This window comes from Labrys sedimenti (genome assembly GCF_034424805.1).
Classification (GTDB): Bacteria; Pseudomonadota; Alphaproteobacteria; order Rhizobiales; family Labraceae; genus Labrys; species Labrys sedimenti.
On record NZ_JAXOUF010000001.1, the window covers coordinates 588,755 to 615,023 of the forward strand.

Annotated in this window: 27 protein-coding genes; 11 read left to right on the forward strand and 16 right to left on the reverse strand. The window is 64.2% G+C overall.

Features of this window, described 5'->3' with window-relative positions:
- Window positions 1-93 precede the first annotated feature (93 nt).
- Window positions 94-804 carry a riboflavin synthase subunit alpha gene (locus U1R88_RS02710; RefSeq protein ID WP_322429852.1) on the forward strand — a complete coding sequence of 237 codons (711 nt, stop codon included), beginning with the start codon at window positions 94-96 and terminating at the stop codon, window positions 802-804.
- A gap of 18 nt (window positions 805-822) precedes the next feature.
- Window positions 823-1,299, forward strand: a complete 477-nt coding sequence (locus U1R88_RS02715; protein ID WP_322429853.1) for a DUF4279 domain-containing protein — start codon at window positions 823-825, stop codon at window positions 1,297-1,299.
- 18 nt (window positions 1,300-1,317) lie between these two features.
- On the opposite strand, the gene U1R88_RS02720 is transcribed toward U1R88_RS02715, so the two are convergent.
- The 5 genes from U1R88_RS02720 to bioB form a co-directional block, all read right to left on the reverse strand.
- Entirely contained in the window at window positions 1,318-2,310 is a 993-nt protein-coding gene (locus tag U1R88_RS02720) for a beta-ketoacyl-ACP synthase III (protein ID WP_322429854.1), read from the reverse strand.
- Window positions 2,307-3,584 (reverse strand): adenosylmethionine--8-amino-7-oxononanoate transaminase, encoded by a 1,278-nt coding sequence (locus U1R88_RS02725; protein ID WP_322429855.1) that lies wholly within the window; start codon window positions 3,582-3,584, stop codon window positions 2,307-2,309. Before U1R88_RS02725 ends, U1R88_RS02720 begins: the two co-directional genes overlap by 4 nt.
- Window positions 3,578-4,234 (reverse strand): dethiobiotin synthase, encoded by a 657-nt coding sequence (bioD, locus tag U1R88_RS02730; RefSeq protein WP_322429856.1) that lies wholly within the window; start codon window positions 4,232-4,234, stop codon window positions 3,578-3,580. The genes U1R88_RS02725 and bioD overlap by 7 nt, the downstream gene beginning before the upstream one ends.
- 105 nt (window positions 4,235-4,339) lie before the next feature.
- Window positions 4,340-5,491 carry an 8-amino-7-oxononanoate synthase gene (locus U1R88_RS02735; protein ID WP_425545388.1) on the reverse strand — a complete coding sequence of 384 codons (1,152 nt, stop codon included), beginning with the start codon at window positions 5,489-5,491 and terminating at the stop codon, window positions 4,340-4,342.
- Between the two features lie 8 nt (window positions 5,492-5,499).
- The gene (bioB, locus tag U1R88_RS02740) at window positions 5,500-6,528 is read right to left on the reverse strand and encodes a biotin synthase BioB (protein WP_425545376.1); all 1,029 of its coding nucleotides are present in this window, start codon (window positions 6,526-6,528) and stop codon (window positions 5,500-5,502) included.
- Window positions 6,529-6,712: 184 nt separating this feature from the next.
- Between bioB and U1R88_RS02745 the strand changes: the two genes are divergently transcribed.
- Entirely contained in the window at window positions 6,713-7,348 is a 636-nt protein-coding gene (locus U1R88_RS02745; protein WP_322429857.1) for a GntR family transcriptional regulator, read from the forward strand.
- Window positions 7,349-7,536: 188 nt separating this feature from the next.
- Here the strand turns inward: U1R88_RS02745 and U1R88_RS02750 are convergent, their stop codons facing one another.
- A complete protein-coding gene (locus tag U1R88_RS02750; RefSeq protein WP_322429858.1) occupies window positions 7,537-8,226 on the reverse strand; it encodes a MerR family transcriptional regulator in 690 nt (229 codons plus the stop codon).
- A gap of 75 nt (window positions 8,227-8,301) precedes the next feature.
- Window positions 8,302-8,760: a winged helix-turn-helix transcriptional regulator gene (locus tag U1R88_RS02755; protein ID WP_322429859.1), complete on the reverse strand. Its 459-nt coding sequence runs from the start codon at window positions 8,758-8,760 to the stop codon at window positions 8,302-8,304.
- Window positions 8,761-8,937: 177 nt separating this feature from the next.
- Here U1R88_RS02755 and U1R88_RS02760 point away from each other — a divergent pair, with 177 nt between their 5' ends.
- Complete coding sequence (locus U1R88_RS02760) at window positions 8,938-10,134, forward strand: MFS transporter (protein ID WP_322430494.1); 1,197 nt, start codon at window positions 8,938-8,940, stop codon at window positions 10,132-10,134.
- Between the two features lie 18 nt (window positions 10,135-10,152).
- On the opposite strand, the gene U1R88_RS02765 is transcribed toward U1R88_RS02760, so the two are convergent.
- The 4 genes from U1R88_RS02765 to U1R88_RS02780 form a co-directional block, all read right to left on the reverse strand.
- Window positions 10,153-10,488 carry a tetratricopeptide repeat protein gene (locus U1R88_RS02765; RefSeq protein WP_322429860.1) on the reverse strand — a complete coding sequence of 112 codons (336 nt, stop codon included), beginning with the start codon at window positions 10,486-10,488 and terminating at the stop codon, window positions 10,153-10,155.
- Window positions 10,467-11,069 carry a flavin reductase family protein gene (locus U1R88_RS02770; RefSeq protein WP_322429861.1) on the reverse strand — a complete coding sequence of 201 codons (603 nt, stop codon included), beginning with the start codon at window positions 11,067-11,069 and terminating at the stop codon, window positions 10,467-10,469. Before U1R88_RS02770 ends, U1R88_RS02765 begins: the two co-directional genes overlap by 22 nt.
- Before the next feature lie 41 nt (window positions 11,070-11,110).
- Window positions 11,111-11,719: a superoxide dismutase gene (locus tag U1R88_RS02775; RefSeq protein WP_322429862.1), complete on the reverse strand. Its 609-nt coding sequence runs from the start codon at window positions 11,717-11,719 to the stop codon at window positions 11,111-11,113.
- A gap of 174 nt (window positions 11,720-11,893) precedes the next feature.
- Entirely contained in the window at window positions 11,894-12,466 is a 573-nt protein-coding gene (locus U1R88_RS02780; protein ID WP_322429863.1) for a TetR/AcrR family transcriptional regulator, read from the reverse strand.
- An 83-nt stretch (window positions 12,467-12,549) separates the two neighbouring features.
- Here U1R88_RS02780 and U1R88_RS02785 point away from each other — a divergent pair, with 83 nt between their 5' ends.
- Window positions 12,550-14,055 (forward strand): MFS transporter, encoded by a 1,506-nt coding sequence (locus U1R88_RS02785; RefSeq protein ID WP_322429864.1) that lies wholly within the window; start codon window positions 12,550-12,552, stop codon window positions 14,053-14,055.
- Here the strand turns inward: U1R88_RS02785 and cydX are convergent.
- Genes cydX through U1R88_RS02800 form a run of 3 tightly spaced genes read right to left on the reverse strand, consistent with a single transcriptional unit; the run spans window position 14,040 to window position 16,946 of the window.
- On the reverse strand, window positions 14,040-14,180 hold the full coding sequence (cydX, locus tag U1R88_RS02790; protein ID WP_322429865.1) for a cytochrome bd-I oxidase subunit CydX: 141 nt from the start codon (window positions 14,178-14,180) through the stop codon (window positions 14,040-14,042). The genes U1R88_RS02785 and cydX overlap by 16 nt on opposite strands.
- A gap of 12 nt (window positions 14,181-14,192) precedes the next feature.
- Window positions 14,193-15,341: a cytochrome d ubiquinol oxidase subunit II gene (gene cydB, locus U1R88_RS02795; protein WP_322429866.1), complete on the reverse strand. Its 1,149-nt coding sequence runs from the start codon at window positions 15,339-15,341 to the stop codon at window positions 14,193-14,195.
- Between the two features lie 21 nt (window positions 15,342-15,362).
- Window positions 15,363-16,946 carry a cytochrome ubiquinol oxidase subunit I gene (locus U1R88_RS02800; RefSeq protein WP_322430495.1) on the reverse strand — a complete coding sequence of 528 codons (1,584 nt, stop codon included), beginning with the start codon at window positions 16,944-16,946 and terminating at the stop codon, window positions 15,363-15,365.
- A 321-nt stretch (window positions 16,947-17,267) separates the two neighbouring features.
- On the opposite strand from U1R88_RS02800, the gene cydD reads away from it, so the two are divergent.
- Window positions 17,268-18,992, forward strand: a complete 1,725-nt coding sequence (cydD, locus tag U1R88_RS02805) for a thiol reductant ABC exporter subunit CydD (RefSeq protein ID WP_322429867.1) — start codon at window positions 17,268-17,270, stop codon at window positions 18,990-18,992.
- The gene (gene cydC, locus U1R88_RS02810; protein ID WP_322429868.1) at window positions 18,989-20,659 is read left to right on the forward strand and encodes a thiol reductant ABC exporter subunit CydC; all 1,671 of its coding nucleotides are present in this window, start codon (window positions 18,989-18,991) and stop codon (window positions 20,657-20,659) included. Before cydD ends, cydC begins: the two co-directional genes overlap by 4 nt.
- On the opposite strand, the gene U1R88_RS02815 is transcribed toward cydC, so the two are convergent.
- Complete coding sequence (locus U1R88_RS02815; protein ID WP_322429869.1) at window positions 20,645-21,412, reverse strand: Crp/Fnr family transcriptional regulator; 768 nt, start codon at window positions 21,410-21,412, stop codon at window positions 20,645-20,647. The two genes, cydC and U1R88_RS02815, sit on opposite strands and share 15 nt — an antisense overlap.
- A gap of 237 nt (window positions 21,413-21,649) precedes the next feature.
- Here U1R88_RS02815 and U1R88_RS02820 point away from each other — a divergent pair, with 237 nt between their 5' ends.
- From U1R88_RS02820 to U1R88_RS02830, 3 genes are all read left to right on the forward strand, one after another.
- Window positions 21,650-22,666 carry an alpha/beta fold hydrolase gene (locus tag U1R88_RS02820; RefSeq protein ID WP_322429870.1) on the forward strand — a complete coding sequence of 339 codons (1,017 nt, stop codon included), beginning with the start codon at window positions 21,650-21,652 and terminating at the stop codon, window positions 22,664-22,666.
- Between the two features lie 75 nt (window positions 22,667-22,741).
- A complete protein-coding gene (locus U1R88_RS02825; RefSeq protein WP_322430496.1) occupies window positions 22,742-23,197 on the forward strand; it encodes an AmiS/UreI family transporter in 456 nt (151 codons plus the stop codon).
- A 29-nt stretch (window positions 23,198-23,226) separates the two neighbouring features.
- On the forward strand, window positions 23,227-24,099 hold the full coding sequence (locus U1R88_RS02830; protein WP_322429871.1) for a LysR family transcriptional regulator: 873 nt from the start codon (window positions 23,227-23,229) through the stop codon (window positions 24,097-24,099).
- Between the two features lie 4 nt (window positions 24,100-24,103).
- Here the strand turns inward: U1R88_RS02830 and U1R88_RS02835 are convergent, their stop codons facing one another.
- Window positions 24,104-24,892 (reverse strand): IclR family transcriptional regulator, encoded by a 789-nt coding sequence (locus U1R88_RS02835; protein ID WP_068282735.1) that lies wholly within the window; start codon window positions 24,890-24,892, stop codon window positions 24,104-24,106.
- Between the two features lie 284 nt (window positions 24,893-25,176).
- Between U1R88_RS02835 and U1R88_RS02840 the strand changes: the two genes are divergently transcribed.
- Entirely contained in the window at window positions 25,177-26,247 is a 1,071-nt protein-coding gene (locus tag U1R88_RS02840) for an ABC transporter substrate-binding protein (protein ID WP_322429872.1), read from the forward strand.
- Window positions 26,248-26,269 lie beyond the last annotated feature (22 nt).

Below are 26,269 nucleotides of genomic sequence, written 5' to 3' on the forward strand. Positions count from 1 at the left end.
GCTTTCCCAACCATGCCTATCTATGATTAAAGGCGTCATCGCGAGGCGCCGATGCATTGTTCGGCTTCCGGCTTCATTGACAGGACCTCTTCTTTGTTTACAGGCATCATTCAGGGCGTCGCCGATATCGACGCCGTCAAGGATCATGACGGCTTGCGCACCTTCACGTTGCGCTTTCCCGAGGGCTTCAGCGAAGGGCTCGCCATCGGCGCCAGCGTCTCGGTGGACGGTGTCTGCCTGACGGCAACCGAGTTGGTCTCGGCGCAGAAGGCAACCTTCGATGTGATGCTGCAAAGCCTGAAGATCACCACCTTGGCCGACTATGTCGCCGGCGATCGCGTGAATGTCGAGCGCGCCGCCAAAGATGGCGCCGAAATCGGCGGGCATCCGATCTCGGGCCATGTCGATTTCTCCACCACCATCGACTCCGTCGGCACCTCGGAAGGCAACAAGGTCATCCGCATCGCCATCCCGCCGGATTTCGCGCGCTACGTCTTCGCCAAAGGCTATATCGCCATTAATGGCGCCAGCCTGACCGTGTCGGAAGTCGACAAGAAGGAAGGCTGGTTCGAAGTCTGGCTCATTCCCGAAACCCGCCGCATGACCGTTTTCGAGGACAAGCGCGCCGGCGACCGGCTCAATATCGAGATCGAGCGCGACACCCAGGTGGTGGTCGATACCGTGCGCGATGCCGTCCAGGAGAGCCTGGGGCGCTTGCAGCCGGTGCTGGAAGCCCTACTCGCGGAAAAGGGCCTCAACCTCGAGGACTTCGTGCAGGTTCCGCGCCAGATCGGCAAGAGTTGAGGCTCGAAGGGGCGGACAATGTCTAACGTCGTGCCCTTCGGTAGGAGAAAACAAGACGGAGCGGACTCTGAAGGAGAGACGCAACGGCGGTTCGAGCTCCAACTCTTCATCAAACATCCAAGCATCGATCCAGCGGAAATCACGGCTGCGGTCGGACTTGAGCCGAAAATCCAGAGTCGGGTTGGAGATGCGCGTAAGACTCCAAAAGGCACGCCACAGCCGGGCGTCTACCCGGACACGAGTTGGCGCTATGGCGAGCGGCATTGTGTCGAAAAGCAATGGTTTGCCAGTCGTGTTGAAGAACTGGTTGATCGCCTTCTTCCCCACAAAGCCTTTCTGCTGAGCCTGAGGGAAAGCGGCGGCAGGACGTGGATCATCGTTGAGTTTCTTGGCGATGGCTATTTCGGCGATGAAATTTCGCTGCGGACATTGGCTAAATTGGTCGAGCTTGGCCTCGATTTCGGCATTGAGGTCTTCGCTGTTCCTCAAAACTGAAGCTTTTCGCACCCGTCATCACCCCATGCCCAGCACCACGGCGCCCCCGGTCATGCCGGCGCCGGCCGCGGAAAGCAGCAGCTTTTCGCCCGGCCTGAACGGTTCGGCCTGATGGGCGAGCGATAGCGACAACGCAATCGTGGCCGCCGAGGAATTGCCGTAGTCCTCGATGCTGCGCACGGTCTTGGCTGTGTCCAGCCCGAGTTCGGCCGAGACCGCATCGAAGATCCGCGCATTGGCCTGATGCGGCACAAAGCGATCGATGTCCACCGCCGTCATCTCTGCCCGAGCCATGGCCTTTTCGGCGCAATGGCTCATCATGCGCACGGCCTGCGAGAACACCGCTTTGCCGTCGCGCATGGTCATCAGGAAGTCCTGGGCGGCGATCTCGGGGGCGAAGGGGCGATTGCTGCCGCCGGCCGGAATGGAAATCAGGTCGTATAGGCTGCCGTCCGAGGCAAGGTCGACGCCGATGAGGCCGGTCTCCTCGTCGCGCGAGGGGCCGAGCAGCAGGGCGCCGGCGGCGTCTGCGAACACCACGGCACTGGCACGCTCCTGAGGGTTGATGCGGCGGCTCAGGATATTGGCGGCAACCACCAGCACGGCCTTCTCCTGGGTGCGTACGAAGCCATCGGCAAGCGTGAGGGCATAGAGGAAGCCCGAACAGGCGCCGGCAAGATCGACGGCCCCGGCTTTGGCCAGTCCGAGGCGATGTGCCAGCAAAGGTGCTGAGGGCGGCAGCAAATGGTCGGGGGTCGAGGTCGCCAGCAGGACCAACCCCACTTCGTTGGCCGTAATACAGGCATCGGCCAGGGCTGCGGCGCCGGCCTCGGCAGCAAGTCCGCTCAGCGTGTCCGCGGGGCCTGCCCAATGGCGATGATGGATGCCGGTCCGCCGCTCGATCCAACCCGCCTCGAGCCCGAGCTTTGCCTCAATCTCGGCATTGCCGACCCGGCGTTCCGGCACGCAGTGGCCGAAGCCGAGTACGCGGCTCGAACGGCAACGGGTCACGAACTGATGCCGGCGACCAGGTCCACCGCCTCGTCTATGGCCGCATAGGCACGGTCGAGATCATCCGGCGTGACGCAATAGGGCGTCATCAGATAGATCACATTGCCGAGTGGACGGATGAGCAGGCCGCGGGCCTTGAAGAAGGCGCGCAGCCGTGGCCCCGCATCGGAAAGATAGCCGCCCGAAGGCACGGCGATCTCCATGACCGCGATGGTACCGCATTGCCGGATATCGGAGAAACGCGGATCGCGCCGGAAATGGTCGAGGCGACGGCTGTGTTCGGCGGCCAGGCTTGCGATGCGTTCCGTGACCGGTTCTGCGCGCCAGATGTCGAGATTGGCGCAGGCCGCCGCGCAGGCGATGGGATTGGCGGTATAGGAACTGGAATGAAAGAAGGTGCGGCTGCGGTCATCAGACAGATGCGCCTCGAAGATCTCCGCCGTGCACAGGGTTGCTGCGAGCGGCACGGCGCCGCCGGTGAGCCCCTTGGACAGGCACATTATGTCGGGCGTGATGTCGGCTTGCTGGCAGGCGAAGAGGGAGCCGGTGCGCCCCCAGCCGGTCATCACCTCGTCGGCGATCAGGAGGACGCCATGGGTTTCGGCGATCCGCTTCAGTTCGGTGAGAACCCAGGGCGCGTAGATGCGCATGCCCCCGGCACCCAGCACCAAAGGCTCGATCAACAGGGCGGCAATGTCACCCTGCCGGCAGAGGTGTTCGAAGGTATCGAGCGTGCGCTGTTCCTGCCCGGCGGCGGGAAAGGGCAGGCTGTCGACCGAGAACAGCAAGGGGCCGTAGGCCGCATTGAAAACACCGCGTTCACCGGCCGACATCGTGCCGATGGTGTCGCCATGATAGCTGTGCTCCATCACCGCGATGCGCGAGCGCGGCGTGCCTCGATTGTGGAAGAAGCCGAGCGCCATCTTCAGGGCGACCTCGACCGCGGTCGAGCCACTGTCGGAATAGAAGACATGGGCGAGGCCCGAGGGCGCGAGCTCGATCAGGCCCCTGGCCAGCGTCTCGGCCGGCTCATGCGTGTAGTCGGCGAAGATGATCTGGTCGAAGCGTTCGCTGGCCTCCCGGATCGCCCGCATGATGGCGGGATGCCGGTGGCCATGGGTGATCACCCACCAGGAGGAGATCGCATCGAGCACCGCCCGCCCGTCCTCCTCATAGAGGAAGGCACCTTCCGTGCGGGCGATCCGGCGCGTCACCGGATCGAGCCGATGCTGGGTGAAGGGATGCCAGACCGGCGAGGGCAGGGATTTCAGCATGAGGCAAGCCCCTTCTTGATAGTGGATAGGTCGATCCACTTCCGAAAGCCGGCATGCAGGCCATCGGCGGTCAGGGGATCGAGTTTTGGCAGCCGGCCCAGGCTCCGGACATCGCCGATCTCGGCGATGACGGACTGACTGTCAGGCTGCTCGTCGCCGATGAAGACGATGCCGAGGATGGGAATGCCCCGGCGGCGCAGGGCTTCGAGCGACAGCAGCGTGTGGTTGATGGTGCCGAGCGCCGTGCGGGCACAGAGGATCGCCGGATAGCGCCAGCGCGCGAAGACGTCGGCGAACACGATCCGGCGAGTCAGTGGAACCAGCAGTCCGCCGGCTCCTTCGATGACGAGCGGGCCGAAGGTCGGCGGCGGATCCAGCGTGTCGGGATCGAGCTCCATCCCGTCGATGGCAGCCGAGAGATGCGGCGAAGCCGGCGTGGCGAGCCGGTAGGTTTCGGGCAGGATGCGGTTCGATGGGAGCCTGCCCAGGCGCTCCACCGTCTCGCTGTCGGTCTCCTCATCGAGGCCCGATTGCACCGGCTTCCAGTAGCTGGCCTCGAGCGCATGGGCGAGAGCGGCTGAGAATACGGTCTTGCCGATGCCGGTGTCGGTGCCGGTGACTACGATGCGCGGATGGGCCTCATCAATCATGGCGCAGCTCCTGGGACCGCGGACGTCCTCGTCCGCTCTTGGAAACACTGCGCCTCGATGAAAGGAAGAGGCGAACGGGACATCCGCGCTTCCAGGATCTGCGCTTCATCGCCCATCCTCCGCCATCACCGTGGCGAGCCGTTCGACCATTTGCGTGATGGCCTGCTCATCGACATTGGGCGTGATTGAAATGCGCAAACGCGCTGTGCCGGCTGGAACCGTCGGCGGGCGGATGGCGCGGATATCGAAGCCGTCCGCCTGCATCCGTTCGGCGATGGCGAGGCAGCGCTCATTGTCGCCGATGATGACAGGCAGGATCTGCGAGCCGCTGGTCGCGATGCCCAGTCGCTCGACCAGCAGGCGGTTGGCGAAAGCGATCAGGGCCAATTCGCGTTCACGCCGTTCCGGCTCATCCGTCAGCGCGCGGAGTGCCTCCCGCACCAGCACAGCCTGAAGTGGCGAGGGAGCGGTGGCATAGATGAAGGGCGCGGCGTGATTGACCAGGACGTCGCAGAGCACGGCGCCGGCACCGATGAGTGCTCCCGACGAGCCGAGCGCCTTGCCGCAGGTATGCAGCACCACGACGTTGTCGCGGCCTTCCAAGGCGGAGGCAAAGCCGCGCCCGCCCGGGCCGTGAACACCGGTGGCGTGGGCCTCGTCCACATAGAGGAAACCATCATGGGCATCGGCCAGCGCCATCAGTTCCGCCAGGGGCGCGATGTCGCCATCCATGGAATAGAGGCTCTCGACCACGATCCAGGGATGGCCTCTACCGCCGCCCGCCCGCCAGGCGCGGATGGCCTGCTCGAAGGCGGCGACGTCATTATGCGGCACGGCCACCGTCGCTGCGCGGCCGGCCGCGATGCCGGCATGGGCGCTGGCATGGACGAGGGCGTCGCGGACGACGAGGTCGCTGCGCTGGGGCAAGGTGGAGAGCGCGGCGAGATTGGCGGTATAGCCGCCATTGAAATAGAGCATGCGCTCCGAGCCGAAGAAACGGGCGGCTTCAGTTTCCAGGGCTTCGTGCTCGGGGTGGTTGCCGCGCAGCAAGCGCGAGCCGCCGGCGCCGGCGGGTACGCCGCGGTCGACGGCAAAGACGAGGGCTTCGCGCAAGCGCGATGACGACGCCAGCCCCAGATAATCGTTGGAGCTGAAATCGATGCCGCTCTGGGGCGCCAGGACCCGGCGGCGCCCCTTGCGTTCGAACTGGCCGAGCCTCGCCGTATAGCGCGCCAGCCGGGGCCGTTCGCCCGGCAATGCAACGCTCACGGGGCGTCCTCTATGCGCGCGGCCGTGAGGCCAAGGCGGCGCATCAGGCTGGTGTCCTTGTCGTCGCCCGGATTGGCGGCGGTGAGCAGCGTGTCGCCGACGAAGATGGAATTGGCGCCTGCGAAAAAACACAGCGCCTGCATCTCGTCGCTCATCGCAGTGCGTCCCGCGGTGAGGCGTACATGAGAGGTCGGCATCAGGATGCGGGCGAGCGCGATGACGCGAATGAACTCGATGGAATCGACCGGCGGGGTATCCACCAGCCGGGTGCCGGGCACGGGGATGAGCATGTTGATCGGCACGCTTTCCGGCGCCTCGGGCAGGTTGGCGAGCGTCACCAGCATGTCGATGCGGTCATCCACCGCCTCGCCGAGGCCGAGAATACCGCCGGAGCAGACCTTGATGCCGGCCTCGCGCACATTGGCGAGTGTATCCAGCCGCTCGGAAAAGCTGCGGGTGGTGATCACCTCGGGGTAGAAGCGCTCGGAGGTATCGATATTGTGGTTGTAATAATCGAGCCCGGCCTCGGCGAGCGTTCCGGCCTGCTGGGGCGACAGCATGCCGAGCGTCATGCAGGTCTCCATGCCGAGCGACTTCACGCCTTCGACCATGGCGACGAGCATGGCCATGTCGCGCTGCTTGGGACTGCGCCAGGCCGCGCCCATGCAATAGCGCGTGGCGCCGCCCGCCTTGGCCTGGCGCGCCTCCTCGATCACCCGCTGCACCTCAAGGAGTTTGGAGGCCTTCAGGCCACTGTCGTGATGGGCGGACTGGCTGCAATAGCCGCAATCTTCAGGGCAGCCCCCCGTCTTGATGCTGAGCAGCTTGCTGAGCTGGATGCGGTTGGGATCGAAATGCCGACGATGAACGGTCTGGGCGCGAAACAGCAGGTCGTTGAACGGCAGGTCATAGATCGCACGTGCATCGGCACGGTTCCAGGCCAGGGGGATAACGCTGTCAGCGCCCGAACCGAGGATACCGGCTGTAGTTTCACGGCTCTGAACTGTCGATACCTGATCGTGCATATCGTCTCCTCGCGTGACCGCTCGCGGATCCCATGGGGGAGATGCGAGCCTGGGAAGGAGAGGCAGCCAAACATCGGGCGCCTCAAATTATAGATAAAATTTGAAATCTATCTATCTGGAATCATCATAAAGTTGCGAAGAGAGGATGCATCTGATTTTATCATAGATAATCTATGGAGCTGCCATGGCTGAAACCGTCGCCGAGCGCATCGCGCGCACCCTGGCCGAGCGCATCGTGCGCGGAGAACTGGGGCCTGGCACACCGCTCCGGCAGGACAAGATCGCGGCGGAGTTCGAGGCGAGCCATGTGCCCGCTCGCGAGGCCTTCCAACTGCTGCGCGCCCAGGGGCTTGCCGTCAGCGAGCCCCGGCGCGGCATGCGGGTGGCACCGCTCGACCGCAAGGCGGCGCGGGAAATCGTCGAGATCCGCGCGAACCTTGAAGTGTTGGCCGTCAGCCAGGCTATTCCCTGGCTGAATGCGGTGAGCTTGGAGCGAATGGAGCGGGCGCTTCAGGCTGGCGACCGGGCTGACACTATCGAGGCATGGGAGCTCGCCAACCGGGCTTTCCACCGGGAGATCGTGGCGCCATGCCGCATGCCCCGGCTGCTGGCCATGCTGGACGGACTGCAACTCGCCAATTCACGCATCATCTTCGCCGCAACACGCACCGCCGGTTGGCGGCCCGGCACGAGTCACGCCCACCGGCAGATCCTCGATGCCCTGAGGCAGCGTGACGCCGGCCGCGCGGCCACCCTGCTGCAGTCACATATCCGCGGGCTTGAGCAGGGACGGGGCGGCGGGCTGGCTTCCATGCCCTGATCGCCAGGCTATGACCCCTTCTGTGCGGGCTCGAACCTCGGGAGAAGCAAGGCAACTGGCAACGGCCTCGTAGCCGGGGAAACCGGGAAGGGCTGCGACCAGCGCGGGAGGGCTGTGATTGGCCGGACACAGGATGACGGCCTCGTCCCCGCCTACATTCGCCAGGTCCAGGATGGCACGGGATCGGGTCAACATGAAAAGAGGAGGGGAGCCTGGCGCGCGAAACCGACGAGCTGCTCCAGCCTGTGCTCGACGCGGGCGCGAAGAGCCGGATCGGCTGCCAGAACATCCCGCCATGCAGCGCCGTCGGACAGGCGTTCCAGGCCGAGAAACGCCGCGTTCGGCAGGGTTTCGGCCAGCCGCAAGGCGAGCCGGGTCTTGCCGGAGCCGAGCGGGCCGACGATGTAGGTCAGTGGCTTGATGTCCTGCATCTCGAAGCGTTCGCCACCCCAAGGCCAGGGCAGGTCGAAGGCGATGGCTGGCGGCCGGGCCGCGAGCGGCCCTCGCATGAGGTCTCGAACCGTGCATGCCGGCGAGCGTGAAAGACCGCTTCGCAGGCTTCCGAGTGCTGCGAGCGTGGCGGCAAGGCCCTTGAGCCGCTCCTGCACGGCCGACTGATGGGCCGCGAGTGCGGCATCCAGTTCCCGGCCGTCTCCGTTCAGGAGCCGTGCAATCCCGGCAAGGGGGAAACCCAGTGTGCGAAGCTCGGCAATCACGCGTGCCCTGCGCATCTCGTCGGGGCCATAGACCCGCCAGCCCGCCGCAGTACGGGGTGGCGCGAGCAGGCCTTTGTGCTCGTAGAGCCGCAGGGCCTTGGCCGAGACGCCCAGCCGCCGGGCGGCTTCGGATGGATTAAGGAAGCGCACTGATGCCGGCATGAATCACCCCTGGCTGGCTGACCATCCTCTTATCGAGGCGGCCCCAGGGGCAAGGTCAAGCCTGCCGGCTTTCAATCATGCCGCGCCGTCTTCCTCGACCTTCAGGATGACGGCGTCCTTGGCATCGACGGCACGTCCGTCGCTGGTACGGATCTCGAGCTGGATGGCCTGTCCGGTCTCGCGTTCCACCAGGCGCGAATGCGGCTCGCCGGGCGCGAACAGATGCGCCTCGCCGAATTTGCGCAAGGCGACCATCACCGGGAAGAGATCCCGCCCCATTTCGGTGAGGTGATATTCCTGGTGCGCGCCGCCATCCGCTGCCGGCACGGATTTGAGAATTCCCCGAGCGACCAAGGTCTTCAGGCGCTCGGACAGGATATTCTTGGCGATGCCGAGGCTCTTCTGAAACTCGCCGAAACGCGTCAGCCCGTCGAAGGCGTCGCGCACGATCAGCAGCGACCACCAGTCGCCGATCACGTCGAGCGAGCGCGCGCTCGGACAATAGTCCCCGGTAAGGCTCTTGCGCTTGACCATCGTCCTGGTTGTTTCCGAATGCCTTTTCAATTTCGGTTGCATCATAAAACTTCATCATCTATGAGGCAAATGGTTTCATTATTAAACCTATTTGAGATGGAGTTTGCCATGCCCTCGGACGTGGAATTGGGGTCCTCCCGCGCCGCGGCATTGAATGACGGTGCGCCACAGCCCTCCATGCTGCTGTCCCGTTCTCTCATTCTACTTTTTGCGGTGGCGAGCGGCCTTGCCGTCGCCAATGCCTATTTTGCCCACCCCTTGCTCGACGTCATGGCGGACGATCTCGGCCTGTCGCGTGCCACCGCCGGCCTGATCGTCGGTGCGACCCAGCTCGGCTATGGCTTAGGCCTCATCCTGCTGGTGCCGATCGGGGATCTGGTCGACCGGCGCAAGCTGGTCATCGGACAGTCTCTGCTCAGCGTGCTCGCTCTCATCTCGATCGCCTTTGCCTCGAGCGGTGCCATGCTGCTCGCCTCGATGGTCGTAATGGGCCTGCTGGCCGTGGTCACCCAGGCTTTCGTCGCCTATGCCGCCAGCCTGGCACGGCCATCGGCACGCGGCGAGGTGGTCGGTATCGTCACCAGCGGCATCGTGCTCGGCATTCTGCTGGCCCGAACCGTAGCCGGCGTGCTCACCGATCTCTCCGGCTGGCGCACCGTCTATGTCGTCTCCGCGGTGGCCACGCTCGCCATCGTCCTGGCCTTGTGGAAGATGCTGCCGGCTCAACAGCGACCAGCGCAGCGCCTGGCCTACCCCAAGCTGATCGCCTCTCTCTTCACCTTGTTCGTGCAGGAACCGGTGCTGCGGATCCGCGCGGTCATCGCCTTGCTGATCTTCGCCGATATCACCACGCTGCTGGCGCCTCTGGTGATGCCCCTGAGCGCGCCGCCCTTTTCCTTCTCGCACAGCGTGATCGGCCTGTTCGGCCTGGCCGGCGCGGCCGGGGCCCTCGGGGCCTCCAGGGCGGGACGCTGGACCGATCGCGGTTACGGGCAGCGCGTGACCGGCATCGCACTCGGCCTGATGCTGCTTGCCTGGCTGCCGATCGGGCTATTGCCCTGTTCCATCTTGTGGCTGGTCCTCGGCGTTCTCGTCATCGATTTCGGCCTCCAGGCCGTGCATGTCACCAATCAGGGCATGATCTACCGCGTCAGGCCCGAGGCGCAGAGCCGGCTGACCGCCGGCTATATGGTGTTCTATTCGATCGGCAGTGCCGTCGGCTCGTCGTCCTCGACGGTGGTCTATGCCTATACCGGCTGGACCGGCGTCAGCCTGCTCGGTGCGGCCATCGCGGCGGCCACCCTGGTGTTCTGGGCGGCAACCCTAGGGGCAACGCCCAAGGAGGCGACGCAGGCGATCGATGCCGCCGAGTAATGGTGCGCGATCGAGGGCTCAGGTCGAATGGCGCCGCTTCAGCTTGCCGAGCAGCGATGTCATTTCCCGCAGGGCCTGCAACTCGCCGCTGTCCCGGGCAACGGCGCAGCCCTTGCCCCAGACGGCCATCGCCTCCGGCGCATTGCCTGCCTTGGCATGGGCGGCACCAAGCTGCTTGTAGGCGGCGGCATAATCGGCTTTCAGGGCGACGGCTTGCGTGAGGTGCAGGATCGCTCCGGCCGGGTCGCCTTGTTCCAGCCGGGTTCGGCCGAGTGTGAAGCGCGCAAGGGCATTGTCGCGGCCGGAGGCAATCTGCTGTTCGAGACGGGCGATCAATCCGCCGGAGTCGGCCATGGCTGCGGCTCCTCGATCGAGAGTGTCGGCCATCCCGAAAGCGGGGCCGGCCGGTGGTATTGCCGCCGGTGCCAGAGCAGCGGGACCGTCGTCTTCGCCAGTTCGGTTCCGACGATCGCGCCCGCGATGACGAGATGCGTGGGAACCGACATGCTGCCGATCAATTCGCAATCGAGGGACGCGGCGGCCGAGGACAGGCGTGGCGTACCGGATTCCCAATTTTGCCAGTCGCCGATGCTGAAGCGATCGATGCCGCCGAGCTTGCCGGCGAAAGCATCGGCGATGGTCTCCTGCTCGCTCGCCAGCATCGCCACGGAAAAACGACCCGAGGCAAGAATGAGCTCGGCCAGGCGGCATGTCCGGTCGATCGAAACCAGAAGAGACGGTGGTTCGGCCGAAAGGGAAAGCACGGCCGTTGCCGTGCGCCCCTGGCGTTCACCCTGCCAATGGCCGGCGACGACGCACACTGTCGCCGCCAGGTTCGACATCGTCTCGGCGAATTCCGACCGGTCGATGGGAGGCCGGCGCGGCAACGTCCATGCCATCGGCGTGATGGGGGCGGAACGGTCGATCTCGCGCATGCTACCTTCTCCCGCTCCGCCCGACAGGCCGCAGCCAGCCGTCAAAGCGCCGCCAGATTGGCTTCCGCGAACTCGTAATTGGCCAGCTTGTCGAGGAAGTTCGTGACATAGTCGGGGCGCCGGTTGCGGAAGTCGACATAATAGCTGTGCTCCCAGACGTCGAGGCCGAGCAGGGGCGTACCTTCGCCGGTGGCCAGCGGATTGGAGCCGTTGGGCGTCTTGGTCACCTTGAGCTTGCCGTCCTTGCCTGCGATGAGCCAGGCCCAGCCCGAGCCGAACTGCGTGGTCGCCGCCGTCTTGAAGGCTTCCTTGAAAGCCTCGGTGCCGCCGAGATCGGCATCGATCCTGGCCTGCAGTCTGCCAGGAATACCGCCACCATTCGGGCTGAGCGCCTGCCAGAAGTGAATGTGGTTCCAATGCTGGCCGGCATTGTTGAACACCGGCGCCACCTCCGGCCTGTCCTTGACCAGGGCGATGATCTCTTCGAGCGTCTTGCCCGCGAGTGCCGGATCCTTTTCCACGAAACCGTTGAGGGCCGTGACATAGGCCTGGTGATGCTTGCCGTGATGGAGCTCCAGCGTCTCCTGGCTCATGCCGCGTGCGGCGAGGGCGTTGATGGCATAGGGCAGGGTGGGGAGCGTGAAGGCCATGGTCTTTCTCCATCATCGAAGGACGGCGCTCGCCAACAATGGCCGCGCAATCCATTTTCAAAGTATTTCCTTTGAAAAACGAATTGGCTCATATGTCAAGCCGGCGGTTGGAAAATCACCGGGCTTCGCCTTGGCATGGCTTCGGAGGCCTGACGTGCAGCCTACTCGCCCGCGTCACGCAGGACTGTCCGGCAGCAGGCGCATTATGTCCTCGAATATCTCCTGCCATTCGGCTTCGGTCATCTGCACGAATTGAAAGCTGTGCAGGAAGAAAATGCCTTCGGAGGCGAGAAAGGCGAGGCGCGCCTTGCGTCCTTCGGGAGAAGACGGGTCTATCGCCGCCAGATAACGGCGGTACCAGGCGCGGGTATCGGCCAGTTGGTCCGGACTCTGGATCAGGGCTGCCAGCATGGCAGCCGAACGGGACGCATCCTTTTCGTCGATATGGCGATTGGCCTCGACATAGGCCCGCACCATGGCGAAAGGACCCGGCTGTTTGGCCGCGAGCTTGGCAACTTCGGCGTCGAAACCTTCGGCCCAGCGCTCGAGCATGGCCTTGAGCAGGCCGTCCTTGGTGCCAAAGCAATATTGCACCCCTCCCTTGGTGATGCCCGCCTCCTTGGCAACCGCATCGATGGTCAGGCCGGCGGGGCCGATGCGCGCCACCACGGCTTCCGCCGCATCGAGAACCTTGTTGCGATCGATGCTGCGGGGGCGGCCGAGGCCACTTCTTTCTTTTGTTTCCATACGTATGTATTTATATTGACCGAGTGAGGTGGGCAAGCGGTCCGCTTTGCGCGGACAAGTTTCATTCAACGCTGAACTCGATCATGGCATATCACAATCGTTGGCTGGTTCTCGCAATCGTTTCGAGTGCCCTGTTCCTCATCGTCGTCGACCTGACTGTGCTTTACACGGCGCTGCCGCGCCTGACCCATGACCTGGCCGCGACCGCCTCCGAAAAGCTCTGGATCCTCAATGCCTATCCGCTCGTCGTCGCCGGCCTGCTGCCCGGCTGCGGCACGCTGGGTGATCGCGTCGGTTCCAAGCGCCTGTTCATGGCCGGCCTGATCGCCTTCGGCGCGGCCTCGCTGCTTGCAGCCTTCGCGCCCAGTTCGATGGTGCTGATCGCTGCCCGTGCCTTGCTGGCCGTCGGCGCGGCCATGATGATGCCCGCGACCCTCGCCATCATTCGCGTCACCTTCACCAGTGAGAAGGAAAGGGCCTTTGCGATCGGCGTCTGGGCGGCGGTGGCCTCGAGCGGCGCGGCTTTCGGACCCGTGCTCGGCGGCCTGCTGCTCGAATTCTTCTGGTGGGGTTCGGTCTTCCTGATCAACGTTCCCGTGGTGGTCGTGGCCTGGTTGGCGGCTTGGCTGGTGCTGGAAAACCGCCCGGGCCGTGCCACCCATCCTTGGGACCTCGTCGGCTCGCTCCAGATCATGGTCGGGCTGATCGCTACCGCCTATGCCATCAAGGAACTGGGCAAGCGTTCGCCGAGCTGGGAGGCCGCCCTTGCGGCTGGGCTCCTTGGCGCCCTGGCATTCTTCCTTTTCAGGCGGCGGCAGCGCCGGAGCGAGATGCCGCTGATCGATTTCGGCCTGTTCCGCAATCCCGAATTTGCCGCCGGCGTCATCGTCGCTACCGTCTCCTCGGCGGCCTTGATCGGCGTGGAACTGGTGTTCAGCCAGCATCTGCAGCTGGTGCGCAACCTGTCGCCGCTGCAGGCAGGCCTGCTCCTGCTTCCCATTCCCCTGGCATCGATCGTGGCGGGGCCGCTCGCGGGCCTTGCTCTGCCGCGGCTCGGGGCCCGCCACGTGCTCTGGACGTCGCTGGCGTTGGCCGGTGGTGGCCTTGCTGTCTTCCTGCTGACGCATGACGGAACGGCGGCCCTCTGGCTGACGGCCCTGAGTGCCATGGGGTTCGGCGTCGGGGCATCGATGTCGGCCGCTTCCAGTGCGATCATGGTCAATGCGCCGGAGGAGCGTGCCGGCATGGCCGCTTCTATCGAGGAGGTCTCCTACGAACTCGGCGGCGCGCTTGGGGTTGCCGTGATGGGCACCATCATGTCGGCGATCTACACGGCGATGCTGGTGCTGCCGTCCGACCTGCCGGTTGCCGGTACCGTGCGCGACAGTCTGGACGAGGCCCTGCTTGCGGCCGAAGGCTTGCCCTCGCCCTTGGGCGACATGCTGGCCCGGCTGGCACGCTCGGCCTTCGAGCGGGCCTTTCTCGGCGTGATCGCCGTCTGTTCGCTGCTCTTCCTGCTGACGGCCCTCGTCGTCGGCCTGATGGGCCGCCGTCAGGATCGGCTGGGTGACCGTCAACCGATCGGTTGACGGCCGGGCTTGTTCGCCGGCTTTGCGGCGACGACCTTCTGCTCCCTCAGCTCAAACCACATGGCATTGAGAATGGCGAAGGAGCAGGCGAGGCCGAGCCCGAGGATCCAGGAAAAATACCACATGAGCCGATCTCCTCAGTAGGCGTTGGGGTTGCGGCCGATCGAGTCGGCGGTGACGGGGCCGCGCATCACGCGAAAGACCCAGGTGGTGTAGGCCAAGATCAGCGGCAGGAAGACCGCCGTCGCCAGCAGCATGACGAAGAGCGTCATGTGGCTGGAGGAGGCGTCCCACACGGTGAGGCTGACCCTGGGATCGAGCGAGCTCGGCAGCAGGAAGGGAAACAGTGCCAGGCCGGCGGTGGCGATGATGCCGATGATGGCGAGGCCGCTGCCGGCGATCGCAAGCTTGCCCATGCGGGCCGACAGGCCGGCAAAGGCCACCAGTGGCCCGAGCAGGCCTAGGGTTGGTGCCGTCCACATCCAGCCATGGCTGTGGAAGTTGGCGAGCCAGCGGCCCGTTTCGAGCGCGACCGTCTTGCCCAGCGGATTGGAGGGCCCGAACGGATCCTGCTGGCTGGTGACGACATAGCCCTCGATGCCATAGGCGATCCACACGCCACCAAGCCCGAACAGCACCAGGGTCGCCAGGGCGGCAAGGCGGCCATAGGAGCGCGCGCGCTCCGTCATCGGCCCCTGGGTGCGGGCCGAAATCACGGTTGCACCATGGGTGACCAGCATGGCGAGGCTGACCAGCCCGGCAAGCAGCGCAAAGGGCCGCAGCAGGCCGAAGAAGTTGCCGCTATAGGACGGACGCAGCGTGGCATCGAGGCCGAACGGCACGCCCAGCAAGACATTGCCGACGGCGACGCCGAAAATCAGGGCAGGCACGAAGCCGCCGAGGAACAGGGCGCAGTCCCACAGGGTGCGCCAGCGCGGATCCTGGAGCTTGCCGCGGAACTTGAAGCCGACGGGACGCAGGATCAAGGCCAGCAAGATGGCGATCATCGCCAGATAGAAGCCGGAAAAGGACGTCGCATAGAGCGCCGGCCAGGCGGCGAAGATCGCGCCGCCGCCGAGGATCAGCCAGACCTGGTTGCCTTCCCAGGTCGGTCCCATCAGGTTGATCAGGATGCGGCGTTCCTCGTCGGTATGGGCGGCAAAGGGCAGCAGGGCTCCGATGCCGAGATCATAGCCATCCATGATGGCAAAGCCGATCAGGAGCACGCCGAGCAAGGCCCACCAGATCAGGCGCAGGGTTTCATAGTCGAGGGGGATCGTGTTCATGGGTACGTATCCTGATATGGCTCAGCGCGGCGTGCGGGCGACGGCGGGCTCGGGCAGGGGGCCTGCACCCGCCGGTGCGTCGTCCAGTACGCTATGCTCGGACGGCCCCTTGCGGATGGTCTTCACCATCAGGAAGACCATGACGATGAGCAGGCTGGTATAGAGCGCCAGGAAGAAGCCGAGGCTGATGACGAGATCGGTGAGGGTGAGGCCGGAAGCGGCATAGAAGGTCGGCAGCACGCCCTCGATCGCCCAGGGCTGACGGCCATATTCGGCGACCAGCCAGCCTGCCTCGATCGCCACCCATGGCAAGGGCAGGCTCCACAGGGCCACGCGCAGGAAGGCCCGGTTTTCGCCGAGACGGTGGCGGCAGCTCATCAGGAAGGCGAGGCCGAAGAAGGCGATGAAATAGAAGCCCAGCCCCACCATGACGCGGAAGCTCCAGAACAGCGGCGCCACGCCGGGCACCGTATCCAGGGCTGCGCGCTGGATCTCCTCGGGCGTCGCGTTCTGGATGTCGGGGCGGTAGCGCTTGAGCAGCAGGGCATAGCCGAGATCCGGCCATTGCTTGGCGAAGGCCTCGCGGGCGGCCTTGTCGTTCGGGTCCTTGCGGATGACGTCGAGACTGGCCGAGGCCTGGATGCCGTTGCGGATTCGAACCTCCGCATGCTCGACCAGCGTCCGGATACCCGGCAATTCCTTGTTCAGGCTGCGGGTGGTGATCAGGCCCAGCACCCAGGGAACCTTGACCTCGTAGCGGTTGCCGTCCTTGTCGGGCAGGGCAAAGAGCGTGAGGCCGGCCGGTGCAGGCTCGGTCTCCCACATCGCCTCGATGGCGGCGATCTTCATCTTCTGGTGCTCGGTGGCGACATAGCCGCTTTCGTCGCCCAGCACGACGACGGACAGGGCCGAGGCGAGGCCGAAGCTCGCCGCCACCACCATGGAACGGCGGGCAAGCTCGCGATGGCGTCCGCGCAGCAGGAAGAAGGCGCTGATCGCCATCACGAACATCGATCCGGCGACATAGCCGGCGCTGACCGTGTGCACGAATTTGGCCTGGGCGACCGGATTGAAGATGACCGCAACGAAGTCGGTGATCTCCATGCGCATCGTATCGGGATTGAAGACCGAGCCGACCGGGTTCTGCATCCAGCCATTGGCGATCAGGATCCACAGCGCCGAGAAATTGGCGCCCAGTGCGACCAGCCAGGTGACGGCCAGATGCGCCACCTTCGACAGGCGGTCCCAGCCGAAGAAGAATAGGCCGATGAAGGTGGCTTCCATGAAGAAGGCCATCAGGCCTTCGATGGCGAGCGGGGCGCCGAAGACATCGCCGACATAGTGGCTGTAGTAGCTCCAGTTCATGCCGAACTGGAATTCCATCACGATGCCGGTCGCCACGCCCATGGCGAAGTTGATGCCGAACAGCGTGCCCCAGAACAGCGTCATCCGGCGCCATACCGGATTGCCGCTCATCACATAGACGCTCTCCATGATGGCCACCAGGATGGAAAGGCCGAGCGTCAAAGGCACGAAGATGAAGTGATACATGGCTGTCGCCGCAAATTGCAGTCGCGACAGATCGACAATGGTGAAATCAATCATAGACGCCAAACCCGGTCCAATACTGGCGTTGCGCCAGTTTCAAGTTTTCCTAAACGGGCTGCCCGTGGCGGGCATTGATTGAAATCAATGCCCCAAGCAGCCCGCGGCGGCTAAAGATGGTGGGATTGTGCTTCGATTGATTTTGCTTTTTCAAGACAAAATCTAAAGTGTGCAACACTTTGTGCCGCAAGAAGTGAAGTAGATATACTGGCATCAGTGGTGAACTATTGGAGCCCGCGTTGCTTGGAGGTTTCAGATGAGGCCCGTGTGGAGCAGGTAGGAAAGACGTCCGGCACCCGGATCGCGGGAGCATCGAGCAGGGTGGATCGTTCCGCGCTCGCCAATCTCGCCGGCAGCGCACGGCGCGGACTGGCGATCGCGGCCATCCTGCCGCTTATCTCGGGGGGGCTCCTAATCGCCCAGGCCTATCTGCTGGCTTCGGTGCTGCATCGGGCCGTGGTGGCAGGAGAGGACATTGCGGCGCTTGGAAGCGCGATCTTCTCGATCGCCGCCTTGATCGCCTTGAGGCTGGGTTTGGCGGCGCTGGGCGAGCAGGCGGGTATCGTCGCGGCCGAGCGCATCAAATTCGATTTGCGTAGCCGGCTTGCAGCGAAATTGTCGGCCGGCTCGCTGGAGTGGTCGGCATCGCGCTCGTCCGGCGCCTTGAGCGCCGCGGTCGTCGACCAGGTCGAGGCACTCGACGGCTTCTTTGCCCGCTTTCTGCCCGCGAGCATACAGGCGGCCGTGCTGCCGCTGGCCTTCGCCGCCGCGGTCATGCCGTTCGATTGGGTGGTGGGGCTGCTCTTCCTGCTGACGGCGCCGCTCATCCCTCTGTTCATGGCGCTGGTCGGCTGGGGAGCGGAGGCGGCGACCAAGGCCCAGGCGAATGCTCTCACGAGACTGTCCGGGCACTTCGCCGATCGCTTGCGCGGCATGACCACGTTGAAGCTGTTCGGCCGTGCCGAGTTCGAAACCCGCGACGTCGAACGGGCGAGCGAGGATTTGCGACGCCGCACCCTGCGGGTGCTGCGCATCGCCTTCCTGTCCTCGGCCGTGCTGGAATTCTTCGCGGCCCTCGGCGTGGCCGGCGTGGCGCTCTATGTGGGCCTGACCTATCTCGGATTTGTGGACCTGCGCGGCTCCTCTCTCACATTGCAGGCCGGTCTGTTCTGCCTGTTGATGGCTCCGGAGGTCTATCAGCCGCTGCGCCAGCTCGCCTCCCATTACCACGACAGGGCCTCCGCCAAGGCAGCCATCGCCGAGATCGAGATGCGTTTTGCCGGTCTGCCGGAGGCCGGTGCCGCCGCTGAGCAGACCGCTCATCTCCCCTCGTTGTCCGGCGGGTTGCCGCTCCGCGTCGAGCACCTGACCATCAGGGTACCCGATAGCGACCGTGTCCTGCTCGACGATGTCTCCCTGGAGATCGGCGCCGGCCGGCATCTGGCATTGTTCGGCGAAAGCGGGATCGGCAAGTCGAGCCTGCTGGAAACGCTGGCTCGCCTGAGACCGGGGGAGGGCATCCGTATCGCCGGGTTCGACCTCGCTGAGATCGACGAGGCCAGCCTGCGGGCGGGTGTCGCCTTCATCAGCCAGCGCTCACGCCTGTTTCACGGTTCGATCGCCGACAATATCAGGCTAGGCAAGCCTGCCGCCTCGGCCGCGGAAATCGCGCGCGCGGCGGCGCAGGCATGCGTCCTGGATTTTGCCTCGAAATTGCCTGAAGGCCTCGACACCCCGATCGGAGAAGGCGGCGTCGGCCTGTCGGGCGGCGAGGGACATCGGGTGGCCCTGGCGCGGTTGTTCCTGCGCGATCCCGGTCTGATTCTCCTGGACGAGCCGACGGCGCATCTGGATACCGCGACCCAAGCCCGGGTGCTCGACGCGCTGCTCGATTTCGCAGAAGGGCGCACCATGATCGTCGCGACCCATTCGCCCGCCGTGGCCGCCCGGCTGGACGAAGCCTGGCGGCTGGTCGGCGGCAAGCTGCTGCCGATGCCCCGTCCCCATGGCGGCAGGCTGCAGAAACAGCCGAGGTGGACCGCATGACCGCCTTGCTGTCCTTCTGGCCGTTGTTTCGCCAGCATATCGGCCGCATGGGGCTGGCGCTGATCCTGTCCGTGCTCACCCTCACCGCAGGCGTCGCCTTGCTCTGGGTCTCGGGCTGGTTCCTGACGGCCGCGGCTCTCACCACCGCGGCGGCAAGCTTCAACCTGTTCGGTCCATCCTCCCTGATCCGAGGCCTGTCCCTGATGCGGATCCTTTCGCGCTATGGCGAAAGGCTGGTCGGGCACGACGCGACCTTGCGCCTCCTCTCCGCTCTCCGGGGCTGGCTCTTCGCGCGCCTGTTTCCCCGGATTCCGCTGCCCGCGCGCGATCTCCGGCATGGCGATCTCGTCAGCCGTCTCACGGCCGACGTCGACACGCTCGATACGGTCTTCCTGACGGCGTTTGGCCCCATTCTCACGGCCTTGCTGATCGGGACCGGCATGACGGCCGGGCTTATTGTTCTGCTGCCGGCCGCCGCCCCGATCTACGCCATGGCGATGATCCTCGCCCTTGCCGGCGTTCCCACCGTGTTGATCCTGTTCTCGCACCGGCTGGGTGCTGAACTCGTGGAAGCCTCCGCCGCACTGCGTATCGCCATGCTGGATCGCATCGATGGCCATGCCGATCTGGTCGCATTCGGGGCGGTCGCGGCCGCGAGGCAGGAATTCGACGGAGCCGCCAAGCGGCTTGCCCGTGCCCGGCGTCGTTCAGGGCGGGCTGGCCTGCTGGCCGCGGCGGCTGTTCAGGTTCTGGCCGGGCTCGCCCTTGTCGGCGTGCTCTGGTGCGGCATTGAGGCCCTGCGCCGGGCCGAGATCAGCGGCCCTCTGCTCGTCGGGCTGCTGCTCGCGGTGCTCGCCAGTTTCGAGGCGACGGCGATGCTGGTGCGCAGCGTCGCCAAATTCGGCGCCGCCGTCACGGCGGCCGAGAGGGTAAGGGCGATCGCGCAAATGGCACCGGCGATCAGCGATCCGCGACGGCCGGTGGCACTGCCGGGTGGAACGCTCAGCGTGAAGCAGGTGACCTTCGGCTTCGACCCGGCCCGCCCGGTGCTGCGTGATCTCAGCTTCGCGATCGCAGCCGGCGAACGTGTGGCGATCATCGGCGAAAGCGGCAGCGGCAAGTCGACCCTGCTCGCCTTGCTGCTCCGGCTGCATGATCCCCAGGCCGGCTCGATCGCCATGGGCGGCACGGATATCCGCACCGTTCGCCAGGCCGATCTTCATGCGCGGATCGCCCTGCTGAGCCAGAACGCACCCGTCTTTCTCGGCTCGCTGCGTGACAATCTGCTGATCGGCCGGGCAGAGGCAAGCGACGCCGAACTCTGGTCGGCGCTCGAAGCCGCGCGGATCGCCGATTTCGTGCGAAGCCTCCCCGAAGGGCTCGATGCCTTCGTCGGAGAATCTGGGCGTACCCTCTCCGTCGGACAAGCGCGGCGGCTCTGCCTCGCCCGTGTCCTGCTGTCACCGGCCGAGATCCTGGTCTTCGATGAGCCGACTACCGGTCTCGATCGCACCATGGAAGTGGGTTTTCTCGCCGATCTCGCAGCCGCCGCCAAGGGCCGGAGCGTCATCCTCGCCACCCATGCGGAGATCCCGGCGGGAGCGGTCGACAGGGTGCTCGCGCTCGTCGACGGTCGCCTGATGCCGGTGGAGCTAGCAGGCGGTTGACTGCAAATGCTCGGGTATGCCGATGCCGGCAATGTCGGCCAGCCGGTCCTCGCGCAGAATTTCCACCAGATGGGCGTCGGGCAGGCGGATCAGTCCCTGCATCTTCAGCCTGGTGAAACAGCGGCTGACGGTCTCGATGGTCAGGCCGAGATGGTCGGCGATGTCGGTCCGCGACATCGCCAGCTGCAGCAGCCGCCCACGGTGGGGGTGATGGCTGGCCCGGGCATCGAGCATGAGCAGGAAGCTGGCCAGCTTTTCGAGCGGTGCCAGCCGGCCGAGCATGAGCTGACTGTCATGGGCCTGGCGCAAGGCTGCCCTGGTCATGCGATGGAGCCGATCCCGCAGGCTCGGGAATTCGTCCATCACCAGTTCCATCTGGCGGATGGGAAAGGTGCATAGCTTGGACGCGACGACGGCTTCGGCCGATTGGGAGTGGACGTCGTCGTCGACCAGGCCGAGATAATCGCCCGGCAGCAGGAATCCGGTGATCTGGCGTCGCCCGTCAGGCAGGTCGATAAACAGCCGCAGCATGCCGGATGCCAGGCAATACACCTTGCGGCAGGGATCGCCCTGGCGCAGCAGCGTCTGGTTGGGCTGGAGAACCACCGGGCTCATGATATCGTCGAGACGATGGAGATCTTCCTCGGCCATGGCCGCGCAAAGGGCCTGATGCCGAACGTTGCACGCGTTGCAGGCTGCACAGGCCTTGCGGACCAGCGTGAGAGAAGAGCGGAAACCGGCTGCTGCGCCCATGATGAGAACCAATCGCGTTGCGACCACGTCCTTGGGTTAGCAGGCGGGGGCGCCCTGAACGACTGGACATTTCGTCCAGTGGGATCAACAGGAAAATTTTGAGATTTGGCCGAGAGTGTAGTCCTAATACAGGAAATAAATACTTCTAATTTGCTAACATAGATGGCGTACCTCTAAATCGTCTTCGTTTAAAATTCACGATTGTGCTTCGTGAAAAAGAAAAATCGGAGAGGGAGTATGGTAGATTACAGCATCTACGATCTTGGCGATGTCGTATTGCAATCCGGGGCCACATTGCGCACGGCCAAACTGGCCTACAAGACCTATGGTACTCTCAATGCCAAGCGCGACAATGCCATCGTCTATCCGACCTGGTATTCCGGCCAGCATTATGAAAACGAATGGCTGATCGGAGAGGGCCTTGCCCTTGATCCCAACCGTTACTTCATCATCGTGCCCAACATGCTCGGCAACGGCCTGTCGAGTTCGCCGAGCAACACGCCCGTGCCCTGGAACAAGGCGCGCTTTCCCAAGGTGACGCCCTATGACAACGTTCGCCTGCAGCACAGGCTGGTAACGGAGAAGTTCGGCATCGAGACGCTGCCACTGGTAACGGGCTGGTCCATGGGGGCTGGGCAGACCTATCACTGGGCTGCTCTCTATCCGGACATGGTGCAGCGCATCCTGCCCTTCCAGGGCGCGGCACGCTGCTCGCGTCACAATTTCGTCTTCCTGGAAGGTGTGAAGGCGGCGCTTACGGCCGACGCTGCCTTCAAGGAGGGCTGGTATGATGCACCCCCGACGCGGGGGCTGCGGGCCATGGCCCGCGTCTATGCCGGCTGGGGCTTCAGCCAGGCCTTCTATCGGGAAAGGCTCGACCTCGAGGCGATGGGCTATGCCAGCCTGGAGGACTTCCTGGTGGGATTCTGGGAAGACATCTTCCTGCCACGCGATGCCAACAACCTCCTGACCATGCTGTGGTGCTGGCAGCATGGCGACATCTCCAAGAACGAACTCTTCCAGGGCGATTTCGAAAAGGCGCTCGGTGCTATCAAGGCCAAGGCTTTCGTCGTGCCGGCATCGACGGACCTCTATTTCCCACCAGAAGACAATATCCATGAGGTCAGGCATATGCCCAACGCTGAATTGCGCCAGATCGACAGCATCTGGGGGCACTTCGCTGGCGGGCCGGGCACTAGTCCGGCCGATGTGAAAACTCTCGACGGTCTCCTCAAAGAACTTCTGGCCAGTTGAGATCGGGAGGTCCTCATGCTGGTAGGCTTGGTTCTGCTCTATGTCGGCGTCGTCCTGTTCTAGAACGGCCTGTGGCTGCTCGGCCGGATCGGCGACAGGGAAGTCGCCTTGCCGAACTTCTTCTCTGGCGCCGTACTGGCCCTCGTCAGCCTCGATCTGGTGGTGGGAGGTTCGCTTACCCTCGGCGCGGTCAAATCCGCCGCGTTGATTCTCTTGTTCGGCATTACTTTCCTCTGGGTCGGCTTCAACCAGATCAACGGCCATGATGGTCGGGGGCTTGGCTGGTATTGCCTGTCCGTGGTCGCCATTCTCGTGCCGATTGCCATAGAGAATTACCGGGTGGCGGCAACCACCTGGGAGCATTGGTTCACGTTGTGCTGGCTGCTTTGGGCCGTTCTCTATGCCATGTTCTTCCTGTTGCTGGTGAGGGGCATGGAGATCGGTCGTCCGACCGGCTGGATGGCATTGTTCAACAGTGTGGTCACCGGTCTTCTCCCCGGTTATCTCTTGCTCGAAGGTCATATGGCATAGTCATCTTGCCTGACCGGGCAGAGGAAGCCATGTCGTCGACCTATCTTGATATTCGCTCGTTGCGCGCCTTCGTCCTGACGGTCGAAACGGGGAGTCTCACCGAGGCTTCCCGCCGCATGGGACGCACGCAATCGGCCGTGACCCAGCAGATCCAGAAACTCGAGCAAATCATTGGCCGCCCCCTGTTCGACGACACCAGGCGCGCGCTCGAATTGAGCGAGACCGGCACGGTATTCCTGTCCCATGCCCGCCAGATCCTGAGCAGCCACGACGAGTGCCTGGCGCGGTTTGCTCCGACGGCCGCCGAGGAGAAAGTCGTTTTCGGTGTTCCCGATCTCTACGCTACCTTTCTACTGCCGCCGATCCTCAGTGCCTTTCGCCGGGATTATCCGCATATCCGAATCGAACTGCGTTGCGCCCTGTCGAGGCCGCTGGTGGCTCGTGTGCGTGAGGGCAGCGTCGATATCGCCCTGGTGACGCGCATGGACGGCTTTACGGGCGGCCAGGTCGTCGGGCGCGAACAACTGGTCTGGCTGACGGGAGCGACCTCATCGGCCCATTTGGAAGACCCTGTGCCGATGGCTTTGTTGCCGCCCGGCAATATCTATCGCGATTATGCCATCGAGGCGCTCGACCGGGCCGGGCGGAACTGGCGGATCGCCTGCGTCAGCGACAGCATCAGCGGTTTGCAGACAGCCGTGCTGTCGGGAATCGCCGTTACCGTGCTGATCGAGAGCGCCCTGGTCCCGGGGGTGCGCCAACCGCCCGTGCAGGCAGGGTTTCCAACCCTGCCGAGTGTCGACCTCCTGCTTTACCGCTCGGCCACGGAGCAAAGTTCGCCGGCCGTGGAGACACTCCATCGCTATCTGCTCAATCATCTCAGCCTGACGGGCGGCAAATAAGAGGCTAGGCCGCTGCGCGCGGGCCGACGGCCTTGCCGTGCAGAGAAAGTGCCGCCGTCTTCAGGCAGTCGAGATAATGCTGGCGGTTGCGAATGCCGTCCTCGCGCGGGGTAACGAGGCAGAGCGTGGCGGTGCAGCGATCCTGGCCGTCGAAGACGGGCACCGCGAAGCAGTGGGTGAAGCTGTCGACGATGCTGTTGAAAGTGAACTCGCCCGCGGCGGCAGCCTGGCGGACCTCGGCGATGAAATGGCCGGGATCGAGCATGTTGCCATTGGGCAGGCGGAAATCGCCGGGCGGAATGAAATCCCGGATCTCCTCGTCGCTCAGATGCGACAGCAGGAGGCGTCCCGATGCGGTCCAGGGAATCGGTACGGCGCGCCCGACATCGGAGGAAATCCGGAAGGGCCGGACTCCCTCCTTCATGCGCACGACGGTGTATTTGTTGCCGTCCAGCATGCAGAACTGGGCGGTCTCGCGCGTCTCTGCCGCAATCTGGGCAAGGACCTTGTCGCATTCGCGCATGAAATCGAAATGGTCTTCATAGGCCGCGCCGAGAAAATAGAGCTTGCGGCCGAGATAGACCCGGCCTTCGCCATCCGCATATTCGAGAATGCCGTTGCGCAGGAGAAGGTTGACCAGTTCATAGACCGATGAGCGCGGGGCTCCGATGCGGGCGGCGATCTCGTTGGGCTTGGTCGGCTCGCGCTTCATGCGCAGGAAATCGAGGATTTCGAAGGCGCGGTCGAGACCACGTGTGCGTCTGGCAATACCTTCGTCGCTGATTGAATCCATTTCCTGCCCTATCTGACCCGCTCGAGCGGGGTGCCGTCCGCCTGATTTTTCACTGATGAACCTTACGGCACGCATCAATGCAAGCCGCAAGCCGATTACTTCCGCAACGATATTTCGAGTTGCATGGCCAGCGCCTTCAAAAATTTCGCCACCCGCTTGTCAGCCCCGAAAAACCACCTATAGTTCGCGTTGTCCGATATTGTGACCATATGTACAGTATATTGTACATCATGCAAGAGCCAAGGCTGCAAACAAGCCCCGCTGGCTCACAAGAGGGGAACGACATGATCAAGACTTCACTGCTGCGGAAACTTACCGATCGGCGCGCCTTGATGGCGGGAGTCGGTCTCGCCGTGCTGGCCTTCGCTGCCACGGCCGGCATGGCTCAGGCCGCCTCGAACTGCGTCAAGGGCGATCGCAAGGCGCCGTATCGCATCGGCTGGGCGAATATCTATTCCGTTCCGACCTGGATGAAGCAGACGGAAGGCACCATTGTCAGCGAAGTCGACGCGCTCAAGAAGGAGGGGCTGGTCAAGGATCTGATGATCACCGACGCCCAGGGCAATGCCCAGACCCAGATCCAGCAGATCCAGTCGATGATCGACGCCAATCTCGATGCCATCATCGTCGAGGCCGGCTCGTCCACGGCGCTCGATCGCGTCGTCTCCGATGCCTGCGCCAAAGGCATCGCCGTGATGAATTTCGACAGCCTCGTCGACACCGACAATCTTACCGCCAAGATCAACACGGATTCGCTCGAATGGGGCAAGCAGGCCGCCGAATGGATGGTCAAGCAACTCGGCGGCAAGGGCAAGATCATCATCATGAACGGCCCGGCCGGCGTTTCGGTCAGCGACGACCGCCGCAAGGGCGCCCAGCCGGTGCTCGACGCCAACAAGGGCCTGGAAATCATCACCGAGACCAACACCGAATATAATGTCGCACCCGCCCAGGAAGCGATGACCAGCCTGCTCTTCGCCAATCCGCAGATCGATGGTGTGCTGTCGCTCGGCGGCGCCCTGTCGGCCGGTTCGGTGCTGGCCTTCGACCGCCAGGGCCGCGACCAGGTGCCGACCACCGGCGAGAACGCCCGCCAGTTCCTGGAACTGTGGAAGGAGAAGAAGTTGAAGGGCTGGGGCACCATGCAGCCCAATTGGCTCGGTGCTTTCTCGGTCTATGCGGCGGTCCAGGCATTGCAGGGCAAGACCGTCCCGGCCAAGGTCAAGGTACCGCTGCCGGTGATCGACGACAGCAATATCGACTCCTATCTCGCCCGCGCCGACAAGTTCCCGGCGGATGGCTACATCTACTCCGACTATGACCGGGCGCTCTTCGACAAGCTGCTGGCGCAGTAGGCGTCGAGGTTCGCACGGAGAG